The 24,804-nt window shown below is 71.7% G+C and carries 23 protein-coding genes and 1 riboswitch; of the genes, 19 read left to right on the top strand and 4 right to left on the bottom strand.

Annotated features, from left to right (window positions below; translation table 11 throughout):
- Positions 1-652: 652 nt before the first annotated feature.
- Positions 653-1,438 carry a glucosamine-6-phosphate deaminase gene (gene nagB / locus OG392_RS24460; RefSeq protein WP_329282891.1) on the top strand — a complete coding sequence of 262 codons (786 nt, stop codon included), beginning with the start codon at positions 653-655 and terminating at the stop codon, positions 1,436-1,438.
- A gap of 76 nt (positions 1,439-1,514) precedes the next feature.
- On the opposite strand, the gene OG392_RS24455 is transcribed toward nagB, so the two are convergent.
- From OG392_RS24455 to OG392_RS24440, 4 genes are all read right to left on the bottom strand, one after another.
- A complete protein-coding gene (locus OG392_RS24455) occupies positions 1,515-3,038 on the bottom strand; it encodes a glycoside hydrolase family 3 protein (protein ID WP_329282888.1) in 1,524 nt (507 codons plus the stop codon).
- A gap of 9 nt (positions 3,039-3,047) precedes the next feature.
- Positions 3,048-3,884: a carbohydrate ABC transporter permease gene (locus tag OG392_RS24450; protein ID WP_329287428.1), complete on the bottom strand. Its 837-nt coding sequence runs from the start codon at positions 3,882-3,884 to the stop codon at positions 3,048-3,050.
- A 26-nt stretch (positions 3,885-3,910) separates the two neighbouring features.
- Entirely contained in the window at positions 3,911-4,933 is a 1,023-nt protein-coding gene (locus OG392_RS24445) for a carbohydrate ABC transporter permease (protein WP_329282885.1), read from the bottom strand.
- Positions 4,934-5,091: 158 nt separating this feature from the next.
- On the bottom strand, positions 5,092-6,387 hold the full coding sequence (locus tag OG392_RS24440; RefSeq protein ID WP_329282883.1) for an extracellular solute-binding protein: 1,296 nt from the start codon (positions 6,385-6,387) through the stop codon (positions 5,092-5,094).
- 285 nt (positions 6,388-6,672) lie between these two features.
- On the opposite strand from OG392_RS24440, the gene OG392_RS24435 reads away from it, so the two are divergent.
- The 18 genes from OG392_RS24435 to OG392_RS24350 all read left to right on the top strand — a co-directional run bounded on the left by OG392_RS24435 (position 6,673) and on the right by OG392_RS24350 (position 24,614).
- On the top strand, positions 6,673-7,437 hold the full coding sequence (locus tag OG392_RS24435) for a GntR family transcriptional regulator (protein ID WP_329282880.1): 765 nt from the start codon (positions 6,673-6,675) through the stop codon (positions 7,435-7,437).
- A 444-nt stretch (positions 7,438-7,881) separates the two neighbouring features.
- On the top strand, positions 7,882-8,112 hold the full coding sequence (locus tag OG392_RS24430) for a hypothetical protein (protein WP_329282878.1): 231 nt from the start codon (positions 7,882-7,884) through the stop codon (positions 8,110-8,112).
- 26 nt (positions 8,113-8,138) lie between these two features.
- Positions 8,139-8,417, top strand: coding sequence for a hypothetical protein (locus OG392_RS24425; RefSeq protein ID WP_329282876.1), 279 nt, complete (start codon positions 8,139-8,141; stop codon positions 8,415-8,417).
- 64 nt (positions 8,418-8,481) lie between these two features.
- On the top strand, positions 8,482-9,618 hold the full coding sequence (locus OG392_RS24420) for a glycosyltransferase family 2 protein (RefSeq protein ID WP_329282874.1): 1,137 nt from the start codon (positions 8,482-8,484) through the stop codon (positions 9,616-9,618).
- Between the two features lie 42 nt (positions 9,619-9,660).
- Entirely contained in the window at positions 9,661-10,623 is a 963-nt protein-coding gene (locus OG392_RS24415) for a UbiA prenyltransferase family protein (RefSeq protein WP_329282872.1), read from the top strand.
- Complete coding sequence (locus OG392_RS24410; protein ID WP_329282870.1) at positions 10,620-11,630, top strand: lysylphosphatidylglycerol synthase domain-containing protein; 1,011 nt, start codon at positions 10,620-10,622, stop codon at positions 11,628-11,630. Before OG392_RS24415 ends, OG392_RS24410 begins: the two co-directional genes overlap by 4 nt.
- A 2-nt stretch (positions 11,631-11,632) precedes the next feature.
- Entirely contained in the window at positions 11,633-13,063 is a 1,431-nt protein-coding gene (locus OG392_RS24405; protein WP_329282867.1) for an aspartate aminotransferase family protein, read from the top strand.
- The gene (locus OG392_RS24400) at positions 13,057-14,124 is read left to right on the top strand and encodes an NAD-dependent epimerase/dehydratase family protein (protein ID WP_329282865.1); all 1,068 of its coding nucleotides are present in this window, start codon (positions 13,057-13,059) and stop codon (positions 14,122-14,124) included. Before OG392_RS24405 ends, OG392_RS24400 begins: the two co-directional genes overlap by 7 nt.
- Positions 14,125-14,136: 12 nt before the next feature.
- Complete coding sequence (locus OG392_RS24395; protein WP_329282863.1) at positions 14,137-15,225, top strand: glycosyltransferase family 2 protein; 1,089 nt, start codon at positions 14,137-14,139, stop codon at positions 15,223-15,225.
- Complete coding sequence (locus OG392_RS24390) at positions 15,218-16,342, top strand: endonuclease/exonuclease/phosphatase family protein (protein ID WP_329282861.1); 1,125 nt, start codon at positions 15,218-15,220, stop codon at positions 16,340-16,342. The genes OG392_RS24395 and OG392_RS24390 overlap by 8 nt, the downstream gene beginning before the upstream one ends.
- Positions 16,339-17,319: an endonuclease/exonuclease/phosphatase family protein gene (locus OG392_RS24385; RefSeq protein WP_329282859.1), complete on the top strand. Its 981-nt coding sequence runs from the start codon at positions 16,339-16,341 to the stop codon at positions 17,317-17,319. The genes OG392_RS24390 and OG392_RS24385 overlap by 4 nt, the downstream gene beginning before the upstream one ends.
- A 17-nt stretch (positions 17,320-17,336) precedes the next feature.
- Positions 17,337-18,302 carry an aldo/keto reductase gene (locus OG392_RS24380; protein ID WP_329282857.1) on the top strand — a complete coding sequence of 322 codons (966 nt, stop codon included), beginning with the start codon at positions 17,337-17,339 and terminating at the stop codon, positions 18,300-18,302.
- A complete protein-coding gene (locus OG392_RS24375) occupies positions 18,292-20,295 on the top strand; it encodes an MMPL family transporter (RefSeq protein ID WP_329282855.1) in 2,004 nt (667 codons plus the stop codon). The genes OG392_RS24380 and OG392_RS24375 overlap by 11 nt, the downstream gene beginning before the upstream one ends.
- Before the next feature lie 91 nt (positions 20,296-20,386).
- Positions 20,387-21,370, top strand: coding sequence for a LuxR C-terminal-related transcriptional regulator (locus OG392_RS24370; RefSeq protein WP_329282853.1), 984 nt, complete (start codon positions 20,387-20,389; stop codon positions 21,368-21,370).
- A gap of 140 nt (positions 21,371-21,510) precedes the next feature.
- Positions 21,511-21,765: a DUF3311 domain-containing protein gene (locus tag OG392_RS24365; protein ID WP_329282851.1), complete on the top strand. Its 255-nt coding sequence runs from the start codon at positions 21,511-21,513 to the stop codon at positions 21,763-21,765.
- The gene (gene mctP / locus OG392_RS24360; protein WP_329282849.1) at positions 21,762-23,381 is read left to right on the top strand and encodes a monocarboxylate uptake permease MctP; all 1,620 of its coding nucleotides are present in this window, start codon (positions 21,762-21,764) and stop codon (positions 23,379-23,381) included. The genes OG392_RS24365 and mctP overlap by 4 nt, the downstream gene beginning before the upstream one ends.
- Positions 23,382-23,464: 83 nt before the next feature.
- A complete protein-coding gene (locus tag OG392_RS24355; RefSeq protein ID WP_329282847.1) occupies positions 23,465-24,070 on the top strand; it encodes a hypothetical protein in 606 nt (201 codons plus the stop codon).
- A gap of 43 nt (positions 24,071-24,113) precedes the next feature.
- Positions 24,114-24,614: a GNAT family N-acetyltransferase gene (locus tag OG392_RS24350; RefSeq protein ID WP_329282845.1), complete on the top strand. Its 501-nt coding sequence runs from the start codon at positions 24,114-24,116 to the stop codon at positions 24,612-24,614.
- Between the two features lie 54 nt (positions 24,615-24,668).
- A riboswitch (cobalamin riboswitch) is annotated at positions 24,669-24,800 on the top strand.
- Positions 24,801-24,804: the final 4 nt, after the last annotated feature.

The following is a 24,804-nucleotide window of genomic DNA, read 5'->3' as shown; positions in this document are numbered from 1 at the left end:
GGATCTCCGGGGCCGCGTGCTGGAGGATGGGCCAGGAAGGACCGTGTTCCTGTGGATGGACAGACAAGAATGGTCTAGTCCACAATGAATGCGATAGACCTCCATCCTCCCCGCACAGGAGGATGGAACGAGGTACCCGACGCTCTCTGCCCTGACTGCGTCGAGACCTCCCACACGGCCGAGGGACCGCACACCCCCGGCCGGAGCAAAACTCCGGGCTGCGGTGCCGGGCGGGCTGAGGGTCCCGCCGGGCGCCGCGGCCCGCGGGTGTTTCCGGGGCCGGCCGGCCGCGAGGCCGGGCCTCTCGCCTCCAGCGTCCGGAGCCGTGCGGCCGCCCCGCTTCCGCGCGCCGTGGCGGCCGGGCCGGCGTCGCCGTCGCCGTGACGCCCGCCAGATCCCCCTTCGCCGCCCACGCCGGCGCCCTGGACACCCTCGCGGGCCGGGGCCTCCGCACCGAGCGCGAGCGGCTGTGCGACAGAGGCCGAGAGGTTCGAGTGGCTGGTGGGACAGCGGCGGCCGACGATGGAGGCGGTGGGGGCGTCCGGGGGGCGGAACGGCATGAGGGGAAGGCTCCTCCTCTGCTAGATTTGGCTTTGATTGGTCTATACCACATGGCTCCTCACCAGCCCCTCACCAGATCGGCAGGCACAGCGTGGAAGTTGTCATCGTCAAGGACGCCAAGGCGGGCGGCGAGCTCATCGCGGACGGCATCGCCGACCTCCTGCGCCGCAAGCCCGACGCGCTGCTCGGCGTGGCCACCGGCTCGACTCCGCTGCCCATCTACGACGCCCTGATCGCCCAGGTCCAGGCCGGCTCCGTCGACGCCTCGCGGGCCCGGATCGCCCAGCTGGACGAGTACGTGGGCCTGCCCTCGGGCCACCCCGAGTCGTACCGCTCCACCGTGCTCCGCCAGGTCGTCGAGCCGCTCGGGCTCTCCCAGGAGGCCTTCATGGGCCCCGACGGCTCCGCGGAGGACGTCCTGGCGGCCTGCGAGGCGTACGACACGGCGCTCTCCCAGGCCGGCGGGGTGGACCTGCAGATCCTCGGCATCGGCACCGACGGGCACATCGGCTTCAACGAGCCGTGCTCCTCGCTCGCCTCCCGCACCCGGATCAAGACGCTCACCGAGCAGACCCGTGTGGACAACGCCCGCTTCTTCGACAACGACATCGAGCAGGTGCCGCACCACGTCATCACCCAGGGCATCGGCACCATCCTGGAGGCCCGCCACCTGGTGCTGCTCGCCACCGGCGAGGGCAAGGCCGAGGCCGTGGCACAGACCGTCGAGGGCCCGGTTGCGGCGCTGGTGCCGGCCTCCGCGCTGCAGCTGCACCCGCACGCCACGGTCGTGGTGGACGAGGCCGCGGCCTCCAAGCTGAAGCTCGCGGACTACTTCCGTCACACCTTCTCGAACAAGCCCGCCTGGCAGGGCATCTGAGCCGCCCGGAACCCCCGAGCACGCCGAAGGGGCCCGGCACCTGGAACAGGTGCCGGGCCCCTTCGCGTACGTCCCGTCAGGCGCCGGTTCCGGCGACCGCCTCGGCGGCCGCGCGGCCGCAGACCCGGGCCGCGCCGTGCGTGGCGATGTGCAGGGCCCCGCGGGGCTCCGCCTCGTTGAGGCCCATCTCGACCACGACCGTGTCGGGGCGGGCCGCGACCAGGGCGTCCAGGGCCTCGGTCATCCACACGTGGCGGTGGAGGTCGCGTACGACCGCCACGATCCGCCGCTCTCCCGCGGCGGCCAGGAGGGCGTCCACGGAGGAGTCGGCGTAGGAGCCGGTCTCCGTGCCGGGCAGCAGCCGCTCCAGCTCGGCGGCGATGCCCCAGGGGGTCTCGTCGCCGACCGCGAAGTTCGCGACGGGAGTGAAGGAGGCCACGTAGGGAGCGCTGGTCATCGGGGTGTACGGCCGCTCCCCCCGGGTCACCTTGAGGGCCCGGCGGGCGGCGACGAGTCCGATGTCGGCGCCGGGCGCGGTCCCCTCCTGCACTGCCGCGCCCGACACCGATTCAGCCCCCCTGGCCCGGTGCGCCTGGGTCCAGGCCGCCAGGGCGCGTACACGCGCCGCGGCGTCGGCCAGCCGCTCCTCGGGCAGTTCACCGGTCCGTACCGCAGTGACGAGCGCGTCGCGCAGCTGCAGCACGGTGTCCTCGTCGCACAGCCCGCCGCCGACGCAGATGGCGTCGGCGCCCGCGGCGATGGCGAGGACGGATCCGCGCTCGATGCCGTACGTCGCCGCGACGGCCTGCATCTCCATGCCGTCGGTGACGATCAGCCCCTCGAAGCCCAGCTCCTGGCGGAGCAGACCGGTGAGGATCTGCGGGCTCAGGGTGGCCGGGCGGTGGGGGTCGAGCGCGGAGAGAAGAATATGCGCGCTCATCACCGCTTTGGTACCCGCGGCGACGGCCGCGCGGAAAGGCACCAGCTCACGGGTGTGCAGTGTGGCGAGGTCCACATCGATCCGGGGCAGCGCGTCGTGGGAGTCCACGTTCGTGTCGCCGTGTCCGGGGAAGTGCTTGGTGCAGGCCGCGACTCCGACGCCCTGGAGGCCGTCGACGTACGCCACGGTGTGCCGGGCGACCAGGTCGGGGTCCGGCCCGAAGGACCGGACGCCGATGACCGGGTTCTCGGCGTTGGAGTTGACGTCGGCGGACGGCGCCCAGTTGAGGTCGACGCCGCAGGCCGCGAGCCGCCGGCCGAGTTCACGGGCCACGGCCCGGGTGAGCTCGACGTCGTCGACGCTGCCGAGGGCGTAGTTGCCGGGGAACGAGGAGCCCTGCTTGACCTCCAGCCGGGTGACGTCCCCGCCCTCCTCGTCGATGGCGACGAGGACGTCGTCCCGCTCGGCCCGCAGCTGGGCGGTGAGCGCGGTGAGCTGCTCGGGGCTGACGATGTTCCGGCCGAACAGGCCCACGGACGACAGGCCCTCGCCGATGCGGCGGAGCAGCCAGTCGGGCGCGGTGGTGCCGACGAACCCGGGCTGGAGCACCGTGAGCGCGTCACGGGTCAGGGTGTCCGTGCCGTGTACGAGTGTGGTCATGGGGAGCCGTTATCCCTTCACCGCGCCGGCGGTCATGCCGCCGACGGCCTTGCGCTGGAGGAAGAGGAAGACGATGAGCACGGGGAGCGAGAAGAGCGTGGAGGCGGCCATGGTGGCGCCCCAGTCGCTGCCGAACGCGGTCTGGAACTGGGTCAGCCAGAGCGTCAGGGTCTGCGACTCCTTCTCCTTGTTCAGCATGAGGATCATGGCGAACTCGTTCCAGGCCGTGATGAAGCCGAAGAGCGAGGTCGACATCAGGCCGGGGGCGAGCAGCGGGAAGATCACCTTGCGGAACGCCTGACCCCGGGTGCAGCCGTCGATCTGCGCGGCCTCCTCCAGCTCGACCGGGACCGCGGCGATGAAGCCGCGCAGGGTCCAGATGGTGAAGGGGAGGACCATCACGAAGTAGACGAGCGTGAGCATCGGAATGCTGTTCAGCATGTCGTTCTCACGGGAGATCATGTACATCGCGATGACCATGACCTCCCAGGGGGCCATCTGCGCCATCATCACGATGAGGACGATGCCCTTGCGTCCCTTGAACCTCATCCGGGCGATCGCGAAGCTCGCGGCCAGCGCGACGAGCAGGGCGAGCAACACGGCGCCGATGGTGACCGTGAGGCTGTTGGTCACGTACGTCCAGAACAGGTCGACGCCGGTGGCGGTCGTGTAGTTCTCGAACGTCGGGGTGAAGAGGAAGACGGGGTCCTTCGTCATGATCTCGTGCTGCGGCTTCAGCGAGGACGAGAACATCCAGTACACGGGGAAGACGAACACGACCGCGAGCACGAGAGCGGTGAGGTTCTTGGCGACGACGCCGACCGTGAGCGGCTTCCTGGTGCGCAGCTTCTGCGGAGTCTGGGTGGTGGCGCTCACAGCTCCTCCTCCTGCTTCAGGATCAGGCGGAAGTAGAAGGACATGACCGCGATGAGCATCACGATCGTCAGGATGGAGATGGCGGCGGCGACACCGTAGTGGAACTGGCCGACGCCCTCGATGTAGGCGAAGACCGGGAGTGTCTCGGAGCCGCGGTCGGGGCCACCCAGGTTCATGGCGTAGACCTGGGCGAACGCCTTGAAGATCCAGATGATCTCAAGGAACGTCGTGATCATGAAGAAGGACTTGAGGTTCGGGAAGACCACGGCCCAGAAGGTACGCCAGCCGCTGGCGCCGTCCATCTTCGCGGCCTCGTACAGCTCGGACCCGACGGTGGTCAGGGCGGCGTACATGTTGAGGGCGACGAACGGTATGGAGCCCCAGACCAGCAGGATCATGATGATCACGAGGGTGGAGAACCCGGTCTCGAACCAGTTGTGCTGCTCGTAGCCGTCGAAGCCGAGGGTGCGCATCAGCCAGTTCACGACGCCGAACTGCTCGTCGAAGAGCCAGCGGAAGACCGTGACGGAGGCGACGATCGGCATGGCCCAGGCGAACATCAGGGCCAGCGAGAGCACCAGGCGCATCTTCTTGCCCAGGCGGTTGAGCAGCAGGCCCACGCCCGTGCCGATCGCCATGATGAGCGCGACGTTGACGGCCGTGAAGACGACGCTTCGGACGACGACGGTCCAGAAGTCCGGGTCGCCGAGGAGCTCGGTGTAGTTGTCGAAGCCCGTCCAGACGGTCTCGCGGGTGATGAACTGCTTCCGGTTGAGCTCCTGGAAGGAGAGCATCACATTGCGGATCAGCGGGTAGAGCAGCAGCACCGCCATGGACAGCAGGGCCGGCGCGACGAGCAGATACGGCAGCCACCCGCTGGGCAGGGAACGTCTGCCGCGCGAAGGCTTAAGGACTTCCTTCGGGCCCGAAGGGGGTGGCGGAGTCTGAGACTTCCCTGCCGCCCTCCCGGGCGCGTCCTGAGGATCGGCGGTCGCCGTCCCCTGGGAGTCCACGGTCATGGTCTTATTCCTCGCGGTTCTGGGGCTCCCGCGCCCACCGGGGCGCGGCCCGGGGGAGCGGGCCGCTGATCACTCGTGAAGCGCCGATGGTGCGGCCGGTGCGTGACCGGCCGCACCACCGGGCTACGGATTACTGCTGGTGCTGCTGGTGCTGCGGATTACTGCTGGTTGATGCGCTCGTTGATGACCTTGTCGGCCGCCTCACCGGCGGTCTTGGCGTCCTCGCCCTTCAGGACCTTCGTCATGAAGTCCTTGATCGGGTTCGGGGCGGTCTCGACGTTCGCCCAGCCCGGGGTGACCGGGGTGACCTTGCCGGAGGCGGAGGACGCGGCCATGGCCTCGGCGAAGGAGCCGGCGGCCGGCTTGAACTGCGCGGCGTCGGTGTTCGGAAGCAGCGCACCCTCGGTGGCGGTGGCGTACTTCGTCATGTACTCCTTGCCGGCGGCGAGCGCCAGCCACTCCTTCGCGAGGTCCTTGTTCTTGGAGCGCTCGGCGATGGCGAGGTTCGAGCCACCGAGGAAGACGGAGCCCGGCTTGTCGGCCGTCTTGCCCGGGATCGGGAAGTAACCGAAGTCGGCGGTCTTGCCGGCCTTCTTCATGGCGTCGATCGCGCCGCCGGCCTCCCAGCCGAGACCGATCCAGGACGCCACGCCGCCCTTGGGGACGATGTCGGTGGACTGCTGCGGGGTCGCCTCGTCCTTGTCCTTCGGAGCGGTGGAGTAGGACGCCAGCTCCTTGTAGAAGTTGACGGCGTTGACGGCCTCGGGGGAGGACAGGTTGCCCTTCCACTTGTCGCCGTCCTTGACCGCGAGGTCGCTGCCCTCGTCCCAGATGAGACCGGCGAGGACGTACCAGGACTGACCCGGCAGGTAGATCGCCTGCGACTTCGGGTCGGACGCCTTGAGCTTCTTCAGACCGTCGATCCACTCGGCGCGGGTCTTCGGCGGCGTGACACCGGCCTTCTTGAAGGCGGCCTTGTCGTAGACGACGACGCGGTTGGCGGCGTACCACGGAGCCGAGTAGAGCTTGCCGTCCAGCTCGTTGGAGGCGACCATGCCCTTGTTCCAGGCGTCGTAGCCCAGCGTGGCCTTGTCACCGGACAGGTCGGCGAGGCCGCCGGTCACGGCGTAGCCCGCGGTCTGCGTGTTGCCGAGCTCCAGAACGTCCGGCGGGGTGTCCTCGGAGAGCGCGGTGGTGACCTTCTCCTGGATGCCGTTCCAGATCTGCTTCTCGACCTTGACCTTGACGCCGGGGTGCTTGGCCTCGAAGGCCTTGTTCACCTCGGTCATCCACGCGTCCGGCGCGGAACCGTCCATGACCCAGACGGTCAGAGTCTTGTCGCCCCCGGCCGGCGCCTTGGCACCGTCCTTACCCTTGTCACTGTCGGAACCGCACGCAGCGATAGAGACCATCATGCCTGCGACGCCGATCGCCGCGATGAGCTTGCGCTTCACGCCACCCTCCTCAGGGATGCCTGCAACCCCTGCCCACCGCGCGAAGACATACGTCAGGTAGTGCTCGTGGGGCTGGGACCTGGTCTTTAATGGTTTAGACCAGTACCCGGAGCTTGGCCTAGACCTTTAGGGGTGTCAAGGGTGTATAAGAAGGGCAGTCGCGTCCGTTATCGGACCGACACCTGAGGGAGGGCGACGACCCGTGACCGGTCCGTGCCACCATGTGAGCCGCGACAGACGGAGGAGCCGGTGACGGCAGCAACACAGGAGTCGGGAAGGCAGGCAATGGCCACGGACGCGGGCAGCACGGAGTCGGAGGGCGGGACACCCACCCGTACCGCGCGCGTGCCCAAGTACTACCGACTGAAGCGGCATTTGCTCGACATGACGGAGACCCTGCCGCCCGGCACGCCGGTCCCCCCGGAGCGCACACTCGCCGCCGAGTTCGACACCTCGCGCACCACCGTGCGCCAGGCCCTCCAGGAGCTGGTCGTCGAGGGCCGCCTGGAGCGCATCCAGGGCAAGGGCACCTTCGTGGCCAAGCCCAAGGTCTCCCAGGCGCTGCAACTCACCTCGTACACCGAGGACATGCGCGCCCAGGGCCTGGAGCCCACCTCGCAGCTCCTCGACATCGGCTATGTCACCGCCGACGACACGCTCGCCGGGCTGCTCGACATCTCGGCCGGCGGACGGGTGCTGCGCATCGAGCGCCTCCGTCTCGCGAGCGGCGAGCCGATGGCGATCGAGACCACCCATCTCTCCGCGAAGCGCTTCCCCGCGCTGCGTCGCTCGCTGGTGAAGTACACCTCGTTGTACACCGCCCTCGCCGAGGTGTACGACGTGCACCTCGCCGAGGCCGAGGAGACCATCGAGACCTCCCTCGCCACCCCGCGCGAGGCCGGCCTGCTCGGCACGGACGTGGGCCTGCCGATGCTGATGCTCTCCCGCCACTCGCTGGACGCCGACGGCGAGCCGGTCGAGTGGGTACGGTCCGTCTACCGCGGCGACCGGTACAAGTTCGTGGCGCGCCTCAAGCGCCCCAACGGCTGAGCGGGCACGCCCCTCGGTACGACGCGAACGGCCGCACCCCACCGGGGTGCGGCCGTTCGGCGTCTCCGGAGGCCGCAGGGAGGGTTCCCCGGGCGGTACGGAGGGTTCCGGGGCGGTAGGCGGGATTCCGCGTCCGTACGCACGGTGCGCGGGCCGCAGGAGGGGATTCCGGGGCCGTCCGAGGAGATGACGACCACCCGGCACCTTCCGCCTGGCAGGAACGTGACGCCTCCCGGAAACCCCCAGATCAGCGGCGCGCGACGGCCGTCCGCCCGGACTGGCTCCTAACGGCCACGCACTTGGCGCCAGCCGTCCTCCGGTGACAGGACACCCCCGGGGGGCCAGTCTTGGACCTGTCGGAGCCGCCCGGAAGAGCCCGGGAGCGGCGCCGGGAGACCCGCCCCCGACATTCCCCGCCCGTATCGCCAGGAAGGCAGCTCCGCCATGCTCAGCAGCGCCCGTTTCGCCACTTTCGCCCGAGTTCAGGTCCGTCCCGTCCTCGCCCTGCTCGTCCCCGCCGCGGCCGCGCTGACCCTCGTCCTGGCCGCGGAGCCGGCGGCCGCCGGAGCCGCGCCGGTCGTCGCCGCCGACGGCGCGCCGGCCGTGACCGCGCCCGTGACCGCGACCGCGACCGCGCAGACCGACGACAGCGACAACGGCTTCTCCTGGGGCTGATCGTCATCTACCTCGTCGGCATCTCGATGAGGGCATCGGACGACGACCCCGCCCCGGACACCGACCCCCCACCGGCCCCGTCCGCCGCACTCCTCGTCGAGACGCTGCACCGCGTCGCCCGTCCGCAGGACCGTTTCGAGTCCGCACGGGCGCTGGTTCTCGACCGTACGGTCCGCCTGGCCCTCTACATCCGGGGCCCCGACGAGATCGAAGCCGTCGGCCACGCGCTGCTGCTCTGCCGGCGCCTCCTCGGCCACTCCCCCGAGCTCTCCCACCACCGCATCGCGGACTTCCGGCTGCTCTGAAGCGCCTGCTCAGAAGCGCCCCCCACACGCCGCCGTCCCCCGAACGCCCTCCCGAGGAACCCCCATGTCCAGGGCTCGTCCCAGCGTGTCCGTCGTCATCCCCAACTACAACTACGAGAAGACCCTCCATGCCTGCCTGACCTCGGTCTTCGCCCAGACCCACGCCCCCCTCGACGTCATCGTCGTCGACGACGCGAGCACCGACAGGTCCCGGGACATCGCCCGGGAGTTCGACGTCGTGCTGATCGCCAACCCCCACAACAGCGGGGTGTCCGCCGCCCGGAACCTCGGGGCGGCCGCCGCCCGCGGGGAGATCCTCTTCTTCCTCGATTCGGACACGGCCCTCCACCCCGAGGCCCTCGCCAACGCCGCCGACCTGCTCCGGGACGACCCCGGTCTCGGCTGCGTCCACGGAGTGCTCGACCCCGAACCGCTCTTCGACGACGGGCCCGTCGAGCGCTACCACGCCCTGCACGCCCACTTCTGGCGCCGCCGCGCCGTCGGCGAGGTCCGCACCGCGTTCTTCGCCCTCGGCGCGATCCGCAAGGAGGTGTTCGAGGCCACCGGGCCCTTCGACGAGAACCTCCGTGATTCGGAGGACGTGGAGTACAGCGGCCGGCTCGTCCGCACCCACCGGATCCTGATGACGGAGGCGATCCGCGGCCGGCACGACGACGTCGACCGGCTCGGGGCGATGCTCCGGGAGCAGTACCGGCGTTCGCAGCTGCTGATCGCGGCGCTCGGGCAGCTGCGGGAGGGCGGCCTCACCGCCAACCGGCCGCTCGGCGTCCTCGCCGCCGCGCTCACCCTCCCCGCCCTCCCGCTCGGTCTGCTCACCCCGTGGCTGCTGCTGGTCCCCGCGCTGTGCGCGCTGGTCTTCGCCTGCGCCGATCCGGGCCTGAGCCGGTTCGCGCTGCGGACCCGCGGTCCCGGCTTCCTCCTCTACTTCACCGCCGTCCACTTCGTACTGCACCAGGCGATCGTGCTCGGCGCGGCCCGCGGCACCGTCCGCTGGCTCACCGAGCCGGACTTCGGGCCCAGCGTGCGCCGCCGCGGAAAGGCCCTCCCGGCGGACCGCCCCGAAACCGCCACCGCCGCTCCCACGGCCGCCACCTCCGCCACCGCCGCTCCCTCGGCCGCCACCGCCGCTCCCACGGCCGCCACCGCCGCTCCCTCGGCCGCCACCTCCGCCACCGGATGACCGCCGCCCACACCCGTACGCCCCTCCCCCAGGAGTCCGTTCATGGCCACGCCCACGCTCACCGGCCGAGAGGCGCCGACGGCCCGCCCGCCGGCCTCCCGCCCTCCCAGTCGGCTCGCCGACCTCACCTCCCTCGTCCGCCCCCACCAGTGGACGAAGAACCTGGTCGTCGTCCCCCTCGGTCTGCTCGGCGCGCCCCACCTCGACGGTGCCGCGCTCGGCGGAGCCCTCGCCGCGATCGGTGTCTTCACCCTCGCGTCCGCGCTGATCTACCTCGTCAACGACCTCGGCGACCGGGACCGGGACCGCCGCCACCCGGAGAAGCGGCACCGGCCGATCGCCGCCGGCCGCATCGGCGTCGCGACCGCCGTCTCCTTCGCCGCCGCCCTCGCCGTCCTCCTCGCGGCGACGGTCGGTCTCACCGTGGTCACCGGGACGGCCGCCCTCCTCGACTGGTGGCCGGTCGCCGCGTACGTCGCTCTGAACGCCGCGTACAGCAAGGGGCTCAAGCACGTCCCACTCCTCGACGTCTTCATCGTCGCCCTCGGTTTCGTCCTGCGGCTCGCCCAGGGCTGCCTGGCCTCGGGCACCCCCGTGCCGAGCTGGCTCACCCTCTGCGTCTTCTCCCTCTGTCTGCTGCTGATCCTGGGCAAGCGCCGCCACGAGATGGCGGTCGGCGGGGTGCTGCACCGGCCCGCGCTGCGCGGCTACACCCTCGGCTTCCTCGACCAGCTGCTCGCCTTCACCGCGGTGCTCACGGCGGTCAGCTACGTCCTCCAGGTGCAGGACAGCCCGGTCTTCGGCCCGCACGGGCCGCTGGTCGCGGTGGTGACCGCCCCGTTCGCGCTCTTCGGCCTCGCCCGCTACCTGCAGCTGATCGTGGTCGACGCGGGGGGCGGCAATCCCTCGCGGGCGCTGTTCAGCGACCGGATGACCGTCTCCAACGCCCTGCTCTGGTCGGCGCTGCTGGCCGGCGCGTGGCCGCTGAGCCACCTCGGGTCATGACGGTGACGACCACCGCGCCGACCGCCGCGCCGGCCGACGCCGGGCCCGCCGCGGCCGACGCTCCGCCGACCCCGCGCGGACGCCTCCGCCGCGCCCTTCCCGTCCTCTTCCCGGTCGCCGTCGTCACCGGCATCGGATTCGCCCTGTACGGGCGGGCCGGTGAACTCGCCGGCCTCGTCCTGCGCCCCGACTCCGTCCCGTACCTCGTGGCCGCCCTGGCCGCCAACGCCCTCGCCGTCCTGCTCTCCATGGCCACCTGGCGGACCCTCCTCGCCGACCTGGGGCCCGGGGTGCCGGGCCGGACCGCGACCCGGATCTACTTCACGTCCTATCTCGGCAAGTACGTACCGGGGGCCGTCTGGGGCGTCCTCGCCCAGCTGCGGATGGGCGGTGCGGCGGGGGTGTCCGCGCCGGTCGTGCTCGCCGTCTTCCTGCTGAACCTGATCGTGGCCGTCCTCACCGGCCTCGCCGTCGGCCCGATCGCCGCGCCCTGGACGATCGGCGCCGAGGCCTGGTGGCTGGTCCTGCCGGGCGCGGTCACCGTCGCCTTCGCCGTACGGCCCGGACTGCTGCACCGCCTGGCGGCCTTCGCCGCCCGGCTCGCCCGCCGGCAGGCGCCCGCCACCCGGGCGAGCGATCGGGGCATGCGTCTGGCCCTCGCCTCGGCCACCGCCTCCTGGGCGGTCGGCGGGCTGCACCTGTGGGCCCTCGCCGTGATGCTGGGCGCCCCGCCCCTGACCGCGCTGCCGGTCTGCGTGGGCGGCTTCGCCCTGGCCACCGCCGCCGCCAGCCTCGTGGTGGTGCTGCCGGACGGCTGGGGCGCCCGCGAGGCCCTGCTGCTGCTGGCGCTGACCGCCGTCCTGCCCTGGCAGGAGGCGACCGCCGTCGCCGTCGCCAGCCGGGTGGTCTGCACCCTCAGCGAAGTCCTCGTCGGAGGCGCCGCCCTCCTCCTGACCCTCCCCCGCCGTTCCGCTCCCCCCGCCCACCCGATCCCCGCGAAGGACTGACCATGCCCCCGCTGTACTCCGTCGACGACTGCGAGTCGCTGACGACGAAGCAGGTCCACGGCCTGTACAAGGACCACGTCAACAAGAGCCAGGTCTCCCTGATGACCTCCTTCGGCTTCGGCCAGGAGCTCGTCGAGAGCGCCGAGGGCGTCTGGATCACCCAGCGCGACGGCCGCCGCGTGCTCGACTTCACCGGTGGCGTCGGCGTCCTCAACCACGGCCACAACCACCCCCGGATCATCGCCGCCCGGCAGCGCTTCCAGGAGCGCAAGAGCATGGAGGTCCACAAGACCTACTTCTCGCCGTACGTCGCGGCCCTCGGCCACAACCTCGCGGAGCTGCTGCCCGGCGACCTGAACATGTCGTTCTTCCCCAACTCCGGTGCGGAGGCGGTCGAGGGCGCGGTCAAGCTGGCGTACAAGTACCACGGCGGCCGGCGCTCACGGGTGCTGCGCTCCGACATCTCCTTCCACGGCAAGCTGCTCGGCTCGGGCAGCCTGACCGGCCAGAACCAGTCCGGGTTCCAGTTCCCCGGGATCCCCGGCGTGGGGATCTTCCGGTACGGCGACCTCGGCTCGGTCCAGCGGCTCGTCGCCGAACTCCGCACCGAGAAGGGCGAGTCGGACGTGTACGCGATCCTCATCGAGCCGCTGTCGGCGTCGACGATGAACGAGTGCTCGGAGGAGTTCCTGCGCGGGCTGCGGGAGTTGTGCACGGCCGAGAACATCATCCTGCTCTTCGACGAGATCTACACCGGCTGGGGCAAGACGGGCACCCTCTTCCACTTCATGCGGTACGAGGGCCTGGTCCCCGACATCCTCACCACGTCGAAGTCCTTCGGCGGCGGCAAGTCCTCCATCTCCGCCTTCGTGGCCCGCGAGCCGGTCTTCCGCAAGGCCTACGACAACCTCACGGACGCCCTTCTCCAGTCGACGTCCACCACCTACTACGGCTTCGGCGAGGAGGCGGTCACCGCCATCGAGGCCGTCAACGTGGCCGTCGAGGACGACTATCCGGCCCGCGCCCGGGACATCGAGCGGATCCTCGCCCCCGGTCTGGAGCGGATCGCCAAGGAGTACCCGGACGTGGTGGCCGAGGTCCGCGGCCACGGCGCGCTCCACGGGGTCTTCCTGCACAAGGGCCCGAAGATCCTGGAGCTGGTGACGAAGCTGGTGCCGGGCGCGATGACCAAGGACCCGCGCTTCCGCACCAAGCTCATCACCTCGTCGGTGGTCAACGCCCTCTACCGGGACCACGGCATCTACACGTACTACACGCTCAACGGCGACAACCCGCTGATGGTGGCCCCCTCGCTGGTCGCCGAGCCGCACGAGGTCGAGTTCTTCCTGGACTGCCTCGACAAGACCCTCGCCCAGGGTCTGCCCCGTCTGCTCACCCGTTTCGTCAAGGAGAAGGTGTCGTCGCTGTGGTAGAGCGCATCGTGGTGACCGGCGGTGCCGGCATGCTCGGTTCGACCCTGATCGACCGGCTCCTCGGCGACGGCCGCCAGGTGCACTGCGTGGACCTGCGGGCCCCGCGCACGGAGCACGAGAACCTGACGCACACCGTCTCGGACGTCCGGGACGCGGTGACGATGAAGCGGGTCACGGCCGACGCGGACACGGTGGTGCACTGCGCCGCCGCCCTGCCCAGCTACCCGGCCGACATGATCCGCTCGGTGATCGTCGGCGGGACCGAGGCGGTCCTCACCGCCGCCGAGGCGAACGCCGTCCCCCGCGTCGTGCACATCTCCTCGACCGCCGTGTACGGACTGCCGAAGGTGGTGCCCACGCCGGAGGAGTATCCCCGCGAGCCCGTCGACACGTACAGCGCCGCCAAGGCGGAGGCCGAGGAGGTCGCCGAACGGTTCCGCGGCCGGGAGATGTGCGTCCCGATCCTGCGGCCCAAGACCTTCCTCGGACCGGGCCGGATGGGCCTGTTCGCGATGCTCTTCGAATGGGCCGAGGAGGGCCGGAACTTCCCGGTCCTGGGCCGGGGCGACGTCCGTATCCAGATGTTCGACGTGGACGACCTGGTCGACGCGGTCGTGACCGCGATGGACGCGCCGGCCGCGACGGCCGACGACACCTTCAACCTGGGCGCCACCTCGTTCGGCACGATACGGGAGGACTTCCAGGCCGTCCTGGACGCCGCCGGGCACGGCAAGCGGGTCCGCTCGATGCCCGCGAGGCCGGCGCTCGCCGCGCTCAGCCTGCTCCAGCGCTCCGGCCTCTCCCCGGTCTACGGACGCCTGCTGCACAAGCTCCTCGACGACAGCTTCGTCTCCACCGACAAGGCCCGGGACGTCCTCGGCTTCCGGCCGAAGTACTCCAACCAGGACGCGATCCTGCGCACCTTCGCCTGGTGGCGCGAGCAGCGGCTCGCCACCGCCGCGCTCCCCGCCGGCGCCCGCCCCGCGAAGAAGGGCGAGGGCGTCACCAGTGTCGAACCGTGGCGGCAGGGGGCCCTCTCCCTCGCCAAGGTCCTTTTCTAGGAGAACCCGATCATGTCCGTTCCGCTGGTCTCCGTCATCGTCCCCAACTACAACTACGGCCGCTCGATCGGCCTGTGCGTCGAGGCCGCCCTCGCCCAGACGTACCCGAACATCGAGGTCCTCGTCGTCGACGACTGCTCCACCGACGACTCCGCCGCGATCGCCGCGGCGGCCGGCGCCCGGGTGGTCTCCACCGGCGTCAACGGCGGGGTCGCGGTCGCCCGCAACCTCGGCGCCGAACTCTCCTCGGGCGAGATCCTCGTCTTCCTCGACTCCGACGTCGCCATGCACCCCGACGCCGTCGCCAAGTCCGTCGAACTCCTCGGCTCCGGACAGGGGTACGGGGCGATCTGCGGCACCTACGAGCCGGAGCCGCTCATCCGCGACAGCCTGATCGAGGAGTACCGCTCGCTCCAGCAGTACTACCTGCTGCTGAAGTCCGAGGGGGTCATCGACACCGTCCACACCGCGATCCTGGCGATCCCCCGCCGCGTCTTCGACGAGGTCGGACCGTTCAACCCGATCCTGCGGCACACCGAGGACCAGGACTACGGGCGCCGCATCTCGGAGCGGTACACGGTGCTCAGCTCCCTGGAGGTGCGCGGCCGGCACGACCACGACGACACCGTGCGGATCGTCCTCGACAAGGTCTTCGCCCGCGCCCGGCTCGCCGTCCCGCTCATCCTCGGCAGACGGCACCTCCAGGGCGGCTTCGTCACCGGTCCGCGCGCCGGGGCCAGCCTCGCCGCGCCCCTGACGGTGGCCGCGCTCGCCGCGCCGGTGCTGTGGGGAGCGCTGTGGGCGCTGCTGCCGCTCGCCCTGTTCGTACTCGGCGTGTGGGGCGACCTGGACATGTACCGGGAGGTGAGGCGGCACCGCGGGCGGCTGTTCCTCGGGTACTTCGTGGCCGTCAACTTCCTGGTGAACCTGACGGTGTTCGCGGCGATCGGGGTCGCGGGGGCGCAGTGGCTGTGCTCGAAGCGGTTCCGGCACCTGTACGACCCCCAGCCCCGGCCGGACCTTCCCGCGCCGACAGCCGGGACGGACCTTCCGACGGCGGCGGGAGCGGCCGGGGTGGCCGCGGGGGCTTCCCGTGGCTGACACGCTCGCGCCGGTGGAGGCCCCGGCCGCGGCCGTACCGGTCGCCCCGGCCCGGCGGCGCCTGAACCGGCTCGTCCTCGGCGCGGCGCTCGGCTGGCTCGTCCTCCTCCTCGTCGAGTGGGCGGCGGACGGCCGGATCTGGCTCGGGCATCTGGTGGGCATCGTCCCGCCGGCCGCCTTCGCCCTGGTCCCGCTGCTGCTCGCCGCCCTGACTCCGCTCGCCCGGGGCGCAGCCCGGTGGCGGAGCCTCGCGGCCGCCGCGCTCGCCCTGGCCGTGGGCTTCGGGCAGTCGGGCTTCGACCCGGCGGCGCTGTGGCGGTCGGAGCCGAGGCCCGGGCCCGACTCCGTGCGGGTCTTCGCCTGGAACACCAACTCGTGGAACCAACTGCTCGGGACCCAGGATCACTTCTACGCCTTCCTGAAGGCGAAGGACGCGGACGTGTACCTGCTGCACGAGTACCAGCACGTGACCGCCGACCGTAAGGCCAAGCTGCCGATCGACGACCTGGCGCGGCTGCGCCGGGAGTTCCCCGGCTACCAGGTCGCGGTCCGGGGCGAGCTGGTGACGCTCTCCCGCTTCCCGATCCTGCGGCAGCCGGCCGTGGGCCCGGCCGGCGACCTGCCGCCGGGGGCGGACTGGCAGGCGGAGTACCGGGAGAACAAGGTGCTGCGGACGGATGTGCGGGTCGGGGACCGGACGGTGTCGTTCTACAACGTGCACATGCCGGTGTGGAACAGCATGCCGGACGGGCTGCTCTCCGCCGCCTTCTACCGCCACATGCGGGAACGGTTCGCCCCGCGCCGGGCGCAGTACGCCGGCCTGGAGGCCGACCTCGCGGCCAACCGCAACCCGGTCGTGGTGGCCGGTGACTTCAACGCCACGGCGGCGATGTCCGACCTCGGCCCGCTGCGGGAGCGCCTCGACGACGCGGCGGAGGTGAGCACCGACCCGTACCCCACGAGCTGGGAGGAGGGAGGCTGGAAGCCCTTCTGGCGGACCGACTGGGCGTTCACGGGCAACGGGGCGAAGGCCGAGCGGTACGAGTTCAACGAGCCCGAGAAGCTCTCCGACCACGCGGTGCAGGACCTGTGGGTGTCCCTGCCGGGGAACGGGTGACCGACGTGCTGCTGTCCTGCGCCCTGGTCTGGGCGGTGTTCCTCGCCCTGCACCTCGCGCTGAACGGGCGCTGGTGGCCCTGGCTCGCGGTCTCCCTGCTGCCGCCGCTCGTCTTCGCCGCCGTACCGCTCGCCCTGCTCGCGGCCGCCGCTGTCAGCGGCGGACGGACGGCGGGGGCGCTCGCCGCGGGCTGCCTGCTGGCGGGCTGGACACAGAACGGGATCAACCTGCGGGCGCTGGGCCCCCGTTCGGAACCCGCGGAGGGACTGCGGCTCGTGTCCTGGAACACTCAGCACTGGAACCAGGGCGGCGATCCCGAGCGCTTCTACGCCTTCCTGTGCTCCCTCTCGGCGGACGTGTACGTCCTCCAGGAGTACCTGAACGGCTTCGAGGGCGGCGAGGTCTGGGACATCGACGACGAGGAGCGGATCCGGGCCGCGTTCCCCGGTCATCATCTGGCCGTCGACAACAACTCCGTGACGCTGTCCCGGTTCCCGTCCGCCGGTCCGCCCGTGCCGGTCGGCGCCTGCTCGCTCCGGGTGGACCTGCGGGTCGGCGACGGGATCCTGTCCACGTACAACGTGCACATCCCGGTGCAGCTGACGGTGATGAACCCGCTGCGCCCGGCGTTCCTCCGGGACATGCGGCGCCGGGCCGCCGCCCGCGACCGGGAGTACACGGCGCTCGTCGCCGACCTGCGGGGCAACCCGCACCCGGTCCTGGTGACCGGTGACTTCAACACGAGCGCGGCCATCGGGGACATCCGCCGGATGCCGCGCACGCTGCGCGACGCGATCGGTGCCTGCCGTTCGCCCGTCCCGGCCAGCTGGAACGCCCGCGCGCGGCTGCGGCTGTGGCGGATCGACTGGGCGTTCACCGGTGGCGGCGCCCGGGTCGGCTCGTACCGCTTCCGCGCCGCGGAGGGCCTCTCGGACCACCTGGTCCAGGAGCTGACCGTCACCACCCCCCACATGTGAGAGAAAGGGAAGAAGCAATGGAGTACACCCACCTGGGCGGCCCCGAGGGCCCCCGCGTGAGCACCCTGTGCCTGGGCACCCTGCCGTTCGGCACCCGGATCGACGAGACCGCCGCCTTCGCCGTCCTCGACCGCTTCCACGAGGCCGGCGGCACCTTCATCGACACCGCCAACACCTACGCCTTCTGGGAGCCGGGCGCGACCGGCGCAGAGAGCGAGCTGGTGATCGGCCGCTGGCTGCGCAGCCGGGGCGTCCGGGACGAGATGGTGCTCGCCACCAAGGTCGGCGCGCTGCCGGACCCGCCCGGTTCGGCCTGGCCGGAGTGCGCGGAGGGGCTTTCGGCCCCGGTGCTGCGCCGGCAGGTGGAGGAGAGCCTGCGGAACCTGGGCACGGACCGGATCGATCTCTACTACGCGCACATCGACGACCGGCGGACACCGGTCGCCGAGACGATGGCGGCCTTCGGCGAGCTGGAGGACACGGGGAAGATCGGCCGGGCCGGCTGCTCCAACTTCGCGGCCTGGCGGATCGAGGAGTCGCGGGGTGCGGCGGTCGCCGCCGGGGTGCCGGACTACGCGGCCGTGCAGCAGCGGTACACCTATCTGCGGCCGCGCCCCGGGGCGGAGTTCGGGGTGAACCCGCACGCCTCGGAGGAGCTGCTCGACTATCTGGGGACGCGTCCGGAGCTGACGTTCACGGCGTACACGACCCAGCTGACGGGGGCGTACACGGACGCGGGCAAGGAGGTGCCGGAGCAGTACCGGCACGAGGGGTCGGAGCGGCGCCTCAAGGTGCTCGCGGAGGTCGCGGCGGAGCTGGGTGTGACCGCCAACCAGGTGGTTCTGGCCTGGGCGTTGGGCGGTGAGCTGCCCGTGCTCCCGGTGATCGGGGCGAGTTCGACGGCGCAGCTGGACGAGACGCTCGGCGCGGTGGGGCTGCGGCTGGACGACGAGCTGAGGAAGCGGCTCGACGATGTCGACTGACCGGGCCGCAGGGGCCGAGTGGTCCAAGCGGACGCGGCGGGCCGAACGGGTGCGGGATTTCGCGCTCCGGCACCGGGTGGCCGTCGGTGTGGTGTGGCTGCTCGTGCTGCTGCTCGGCGGTGCGGCGGCGGTGGCCGGGCTCGGCCGGCTGGACCAGTCGTTCACCGCCTCCGGCGGGCCGGGGCACCGCGCGAACCAGGCCGTCCAGGAGCGGTACGGGAACGGGGCCGCCGTCGCCCCGCTGGTCGCGGTCGCGACCTGGCCGGGGGCCGCGGACGTGCGTGCCCCCGGCGCGGCCGGGGCGTTCGCGGACGCCGTCCGGCGGGCGGCGGGCCCGGGGGCGCGGACGGTCTCGTACGCGGGCACGGGTGACGAGGGGTTCCTCGGCGCGGACGGCCGCACGGTGTACGCGCTGGTCTACCCGGGCGCGGGGAAGCCGGACCTCGCGGGGCTCGCGGCCGTCGAGGAGGCTGCGGGCACCCTGCGCGCGGGGCTGCGGCCGGCGCTGCCGGAGGCACGGGTCGAGGTGACGGGCGTGCTGCCGCTCCAGCACGACAGCGCGGTGGCGGGGCCGGGTGCGGTGGCCCTCGCGGTGAAGGCGGCCTGTGTGCTCGGGCTGCTGGTGCTGCTGGTCCTGGCGTTCCGTTCGCCGCTCGGGGTCCTGGCGCCGCTGCTGCTCGCCGGGGTGACCTCGGTGGGGGCGCTGGTCCTGGTGGAGGCGGTGGCCGGCTTCACCGAGATCAGCTTCATCGTGGTCTATCTGGTGCCGGTCACGGCCCTGGTGCTCTCGGTGCACCGGTGGGCGCAGCCGCCGGAGACCGCCGCCCGGTCCGCGGTGGCGGCCGGTGCGGCGGGGGCGGCGGCCTGCGCTGTCCTGGCGCTCGTTCCGGTGGCGTTCCTGCGTTCGGTCGGGGTCGCGGGGCTGGCGGTGTGGGTGGTGGGCACGGCGGCGACCCTGACCCTGGCGCCGGTGCTCCGCTCGGCGGCGACGAAACGGGTGGCAGGGACGGCCCGGGTGGCGCGCACGGCGCGGACTCCGGGCACGACACGGACGGCACCCGCGGCCCCGGTACGGGTGGGGCGACGGTCCCGCCGTGTCCCGGCGGCGGTCGGCCTGGTCCTCCTCGTCCTGCTCGCCGGAGCGGCCACGCATCTTCGGGTCGGCAATCCGGTGGCGCACGCCCTGGTGGCGAGCGGCCCGGCCCGCGACGGCCTCGACCGGCTGACGGCGGCCGGGGTGCCGTCGGGGGTCCTGAACCCGCTGGAGGTCCTGGTTCCGCGGGGCGCGGACGCGGCGGCCGTGGCCGCGCGGGCGGCCCGGGTCCCGGGGGTGCTGCTCGCGGCGGCGCCCGCGGCGGCCGAGTGGCGTCGCGACGGTGCGGCCGTGGTCGTGGTCGTACCGGAGGAGGAGCCGATGACGGCGGCGGGCGCGGCGACGGTGACGGCGCTGCGGTCGGCGCTCGCGGAGGGAGGGCCCCCCGCCACGGTCGGTGGCTCGGGCGTGGTCGACCGCGATCTCGTGGAGGGCGTCTACGGGCTCCTCCCCTACGCGATCCCGGCGGCCGCCCTCGCCGCCCTCCTCGCCCTCGCCGCCCTCACCACGGCGGGCACGGCGGCCCGTGCCGTGTTCCGCGCCCTTCTCGCCGCCGTCGCCGCGGCGGGTGCGCTCACCGTCCTGTGGCAGTGGGGCCCGCCGGGCACCGGGGCCGTCACCGGCTGGGTCCCCCTCGTCGTGGGCGTCTTCGCCTTCTGTGTGTCGCTGGACCGCTCGGTGGCGTCGGCGGCGGGCGGCCCCTCGTGGGCGGGGCCCGTGGCGGCCGGGGCGGGCGCGCTCGCGGTGCTCGCGGTCGGGGTCGGTCCGCAGGTCGAACTGGCGCTGCTCGTGTCGGGGTTCGCGATGGCGGCGCTGCTCGACGCGCTCGCCGGCCGCCGGCGCACCCCGCCCGCGCCCTCCGCGCGTCCCGTACCTCGGACTTCACCCCAATTGGTCTAGACCTAGATGGCTCCTCCCGCTTAGCATCGACGACCGCGATCACGAATGCGGGGCGGTCGCGCGACGGAACGTGACGAGGGGGAGATACGGGATGTTGGAGGCGCTCGGCATAAAGGAGTCGACGGAGGCCGTCTACCGCTTGCTCCTGGAGCGACCCGAGTACGACGTGGCGGAGATGGCGGCCCATCTGGGCCGCCCCGCGTCCGAGGTCCGCGAGGCGCTCGCCTGTCTCGCGGACCTCAAACTCGTGCTGATGGACGACTCCTCCGGCGAGGTCGAACCCTTCAACCCGGACGTCGGATTCTCCTTCCTGCTCTCCCGCGCCGAGGCCGAGCTGAGCAAGCGGAAACGCCAGGTCGAGCGCGCGGGGCGGGCCGTCGCCGGCATCCTCGCCTCGTACGCGGACCACTCCGAGCCGGGCGTCCGGCACGATCTGGTCGACCGCATCACCGGCCTCGACAACGTACGGGAACGCCTGGAGGACCTGGCCGCGAACGCCCGCACCGAGTGCCTCTCGCTGCTCCCGGGCGGCGCTCAGCTCCCCGACACCATGGACGCGAGCCAGCCGCTCGACCAACTCGCCCTGGAACGCGGCGTGAAGATCCGGTCGATCTACCAGGAGAGCTTCCGCAACGACCCGCCGACCGTCGAATACGTGCGCTGGTACTGCGATCTGGGCGGCGACGCACGGACGGTGCCCGTGGTGCCGATGCTCATGGTCATCGTCGACCGGGAGGCCGCGCTCGTCCCCGTCGACCCGGACGACGGACGCGCCGGCGCCCTGGAGGTCCGCAGCCCCGGCCTGGTGCACGCGCTCGTGGTGCTCTTCGACCGACTCTGGGACGCGGGCACCCCGTTCGGCGAGAGCCCGCGCCGCGACGAGCACGACCTCTCCCCGCAGGAAAGGGAGTTGCTCATGCTGCTCGGCATCGGCTGCACGGACGACATCGCCGCCCGGCGGCTGGGGATCTCACTGCGGACCGTGCGCCGGATGAGCTCGGAGCTGATGAACAGACTCGGTGCGCGGAGCCGGTTCGAGGCCGGGGTACGGGCCGCCAAGGAGGGCTGGCTCTGAGCGCGGCGCCGAGGGACCGCTCCCACGACCGCAGCTGACGTAGTCCCATCCGTTATGCGGACGGGGGTTCCATGGAGCGGAGCAGTCCCCTAGATTTCCCCACCATTACCGAGGTGATCAGCGAGGGGACCGGAATCGCCATGCCAGAAGCGACACAAGGGAAACAACCCACCATCACACCCCTGAGGGTGGTGATCGCGGTCTGTCTGTTCGCGCCGTTCGTGGCGATGCTCTGGGTCAGCTCGTACGCGAAGGTCGAACCGCTCTTCGCGGGCATCCCGTTCTTCTACTGGTACCAGATGCTCTGGGTACTGATCTCCACCGCGCTCACCATGGTCGCGTACAAGCTGTGGCAGCTGGACCAGCGTGCCCGCAAGGGGGGTGACGAGCGATGAAGGACGGCGTGAACGGCGTCGCACTCGCCGTCTTCATCTTCTTCTTCCTGGCCGTCACGGTCATGGGCTTCCTGGCCGCGCGCTGGCGCAAGGCCGAGAACGACAGCCTCGACGAATGGGGCCTGGGAGGCCGGTCGTTCGGCACCTGGGTGACCTGGTTCCTGCTGGGCGGCGACCTCTACACCGCGTACACCTTCGTCGCCGTCCCGGCGGCCATCTACGCGGCGGGCGCGGCCGGCTTCTTCGCCGTGCCGTACACGATCCTCGTCTACCCGCTGATCTTCACCTTCCTGCCGCGCCTCTGGTCGGTCTCGCACAAGCACGGGTACGTCACCACCTCGGACTTCGTGCGCGGCCGCTTCGGCTCCAAGGGCCTGTCCCTCGCGGTGGCGGTCACCGGCATCCTCGCCACCATGCCGTACATCGCGCTCCAGCTCGTCGGCATCCAGGCCGTCCTGGACGTGATGGGCGTCGGCGGCGGCGAGAACACCCACTGGTTCATCAAGGACCTGCCGCTGCTCATCGCCTTCGGTGTCCTCGCGGCGTACACGTACTCCTCGGGTCTGCGCGCGCCCGCGCTCATCGCCTTCGTCAAGGACACCCTGATCTACATCGTCATCGCGGTGGCGATCATCTACATCCCGATCAAGCTGGGCGGCTTCGACGAGATCTTCGCCAAGGCGGGCGAGGCGTACGCGCAGACCAACCCGGCGACCGGCAAGCCGCGCGGCGCGCTCGTCCCCGGCGACGCGGGCCAGTGGACGTACGCGACGCTGGCGCTCGGCTCGGCCCTCGCGCTCTTCATGTACCCGCACTCCATCACGGCGACCCTGTCGTCCCGGAGCCGTGAGGTCATCCGCCGCAACACCACGATCCTGCCGCTGTACTCGCTGATGCTGGGTCTGCTCGCGCTGCTCGGCTTCATGGCGATCGCCGCCGGGATCCAGGTGAAGAACGGCCAGCTCGCCATCCCGCAGCTCTTCGAGACGATGTTCCCGGACTGGTTCGCGGGCGTCGCCTTCGCCGCCATCGGCATCGGCGCGCTCGTGCCCGCCGCGATCATGTCGATCGCCGCGGCCAACCTCTTCACCCGCAACATCTACAAGGACTTCATCAAACCGGACGCGACCCCGGCGCAGGAGACCAAGGTCTCCAAGCTGGTCTCGCTCCTGGTGAAGGTCGGCGCGCTCGCCTTCGTCCTCACCATGGACAAGACGGTCGCGATCAACTTCCAGCTGCTCGGCGGCATCTGGATCCTGCAGACATTCCCGGCCCTCGTCGGCGGCCTCTTCACCCGCTGGTTCCACCGCTGGGCGCTGCTCGCCGGCTGGGCCGTCGGCATGATCTACGGCACCGTCGCCGCGTACGGGGTCGCCAGCCCGACACAGAAGCACTTCGGCGGCTCCTCCGCCGAGATCCCGGGCATCGGCGAGATCGGCTACATCGGTCTCACCGCCTTCCTCCTCAACGTCCTCGTCACGGTCGTCCTGACCTTCGTCCTCAAGGCCGTCAAGGCCCCCGAGGGCATCGACGAGACCTCCCCGGAGGACTACACGGCCGACGCCGGCGACGCCGGGGTCAAGACGCTCCCGAAGGTCGGCGCCGAGACCCACTGATCGACCGCCGGACCTGACGAAGGCCGCCCTGCCTCCCCCGGAGGCATGGCGGTCTTCGCCTTTCCCGGGCGAGGATGCGGTACATGCGCACCGGACCACGCCTCGCCCTGCTCGCCCTGCTCCCCGTCGCCCTCGCCGTCACCGGCTGCGGCACCGAGACGGCGGGCGGGCGTCCGACGCCCGATCCGGCCGAGCTGGACGCCCGCGCCCGCTGGGCGCAGACCGACAAGGACCATGTGTACGTCACCGAGGCCGAGGGCTTCGAGGCCTCCCGCATGGCGTCGGGGGTCATCGGCGACGACGGCTTCCAGGTCGGTTACCTGCGGCGGGACGGCGTCCGGCTGACCGTCTCCGCCGAGCGCCGGCCCTTCTCCGAGAAGGAGTGCGCCGCGGCGAACACCGCCGGGCCGGACGGCTGCGTCCGGGACGGCGACCGCTGGTACCTGCGGTCCGCCGGGCAGCACGCCTACGTACGCGCCGAGAACGGGCTGCGCGTCGAGGTCGCCGCCCCGCTCACGGTGGACCGGAAGGCGCTCCGGGGGGCCGCCGAGCGCACCCACCGCGCCGGCGCCGCCGAACTCGACGCCGTCCTGCCGGAGCGGACCGGTGGCGGGGGCCCCGTCGAGCGGGGCGATCTGCCGCCGGTGGGCGACGGCGCCCCCGACAACTCGGTGGGGGCCGGTGGCTGAGACCCCCTGGGGCCCGCCGGGCCGCCGGAGGCACACTGCCCTCATGGACTTCACGATCAGGGCGGTACGGCCCGAGGAGTACGAAGCGCTCGGTGAACTCACCGCGGGGACCTATCTGGACGACGGACTGCTCGCGCACGGGGCGGAGGACGCGTATCTGCACGTGCTCCGGGACACGGCCCGGCGGGCGCGCGAGAGCGAGGTGCTCGTCGCCGAGGACGCCGACGGGCGGCTGCTCGGCGGGGTGACCTTCGCCACCGGCTCGACCCCGTGGGCGGACATCGCGGTCGAGGGCGAGGCCGAGTTCCGGATGCTCGTGGTCTCCCGGGAGGCCCGTGGGCGAGGCGTCGGAGAGGCCCTCGTACGGGCCTGCATCGAGCGGGCGAGGGCCCTCCCGGAGTGCCGCCGCATCGTGCTGTCCACGGACGCCACGATGGTCTCCGCACACCGGATCTACGACCGTCTGGGCTTCGTCCGCACCCCGGACCGGGACTGGGAGCCGATCCCCGATCACCGCCTGCGTACCTACTCCTTGGAGTTCTGAGCCGGGGGGCGACACAACATGTGGGGGGTGCCGCAAGCGGCGCCCCCCACATGTATGCTCATGCTCGCTGTCGACGCAGGGGAATCCGGCGCGAATCCGGAACTGTCCCGCAACGGTGTGCTTCGTACGGATACGACATATTCGGGCGAGGTGAGTCCGAGGACCTGCCGACAGCGCATCCGGTCCGTCC

The sequence above is a fragment of the Streptomyces sp. NBC_00691 genome (genome assembly GCF_036226665.1).
Taxonomy (GTDB): domain Bacteria; phylum Actinomycetota; class Actinomycetes; order Streptomycetales; family Streptomycetaceae; genus Streptomyces.
Note: the sequence above shows the minus strand (reverse complement) of the source record. Positions and strands in the feature narration are given on the sequence as shown.

Bases quoted from the DNA above. Each gene is read 5' to 3' on its own strand.
- OG392_RS24375 (WP_329282855.1), top strand. From the start codon at position 18,292: ATGTCGACTGACCGGGCCGCAGGGGCCGAGTGGTCCAAGCGGACGCGG.
- OG392_RS24455 (WP_329282888.1), bottom strand. From the start codon at position 3,038: ATGACCACACTCGTACACGGCACGGACACCCTGACCCGTGACGCGCTC.
- mctP (WP_329282849.1), top strand. From the start codon at position 21,762: ATGAAGGACGGCGTGAACGGCGTCGCACTCGCCGTCTTCATCTTCTTC.
- OG392_RS24415 (WP_329282872.1), top strand. From the start codon at position 9,661: ATGGCCACGCCCACGCTCACCGGCCGAGAGGCGCCGACGGCCCGCCCG.
- OG392_RS24420 (WP_329282874.1), top strand. From the start codon at position 8,482: ATGTCCAGGGCTCGTCCCAGCGTGTCCGTCGTCATCCCCAACTACAAC.
- OG392_RS24350 (WP_329282845.1), top strand. From the start codon at position 24,114: ATGGACTTCACGATCAGGGCGGTACGGCCCGAGGAGTACGAAGCGCTC.
- OG392_RS24365 (WP_329282851.1), top strand. From the start codon at position 21,511: ATGCCAGAAGCGACACAAGGGAAACAACCCACCATCACACCCCTGAGG.
- OG392_RS24430 (WP_329282878.1), top strand. From the start codon at position 7,882: ATGCTCAGCAGCGCCCGTTTCGCCACTTTCGCCCGAGTTCAGGTCCGT.
- OG392_RS24370 (WP_329282853.1), top strand. From the start codon at position 20,387: ATGTTGGAGGCGCTCGGCATAAAGGAGTCGACGGAGGCCGTCTACCGC.
- OG392_RS24425 (WP_329282876.1), top strand. From the start codon at position 8,139: ATGAGGGCATCGGACGACGACCCCGCCCCGGACACCGACCCCCCACCG.
- OG392_RS24395 (WP_329282863.1), top strand. From the start codon at position 14,137: ATGTCCGTTCCGCTGGTCTCCGTCATCGTCCCCAACTACAACTACGGC.
- OG392_RS24355 (WP_329282847.1), top strand. From the start codon at position 23,465: ATGCGCACCGGACCACGCCTCGCCCTGCTCGCCCTGCTCCCCGTCGCC.
- OG392_RS24410 (WP_329282870.1), top strand. From the start codon at position 10,620: ATGACGGTGACGACCACCGCGCCGACCGCCGCGCCGGCCGACGCCGGG.
- OG392_RS24380 (WP_329282857.1), top strand. From the start codon at position 17,337: ATGGAGTACACCCACCTGGGCGGCCCCGAGGGCCCCCGCGTGAGCACC.
- OG392_RS24445 (WP_329282885.1), bottom strand. From the start codon at position 4,933: ATGACCGTGGACTCCCAGGGGACGGCGACCGCCGATCCTCAGGACGCG.
- OG392_RS24435 (WP_329282880.1), top strand. From the start codon at position 6,673: ATGGCCACGGACGCGGGCAGCACGGAGTCGGAGGGCGGGACACCCACC.
- OG392_RS24405 (WP_329282867.1), top strand. From the start codon at position 11,633: ATGCCCCCGCTGTACTCCGTCGACGACTGCGAGTCGCTGACGACGAAG.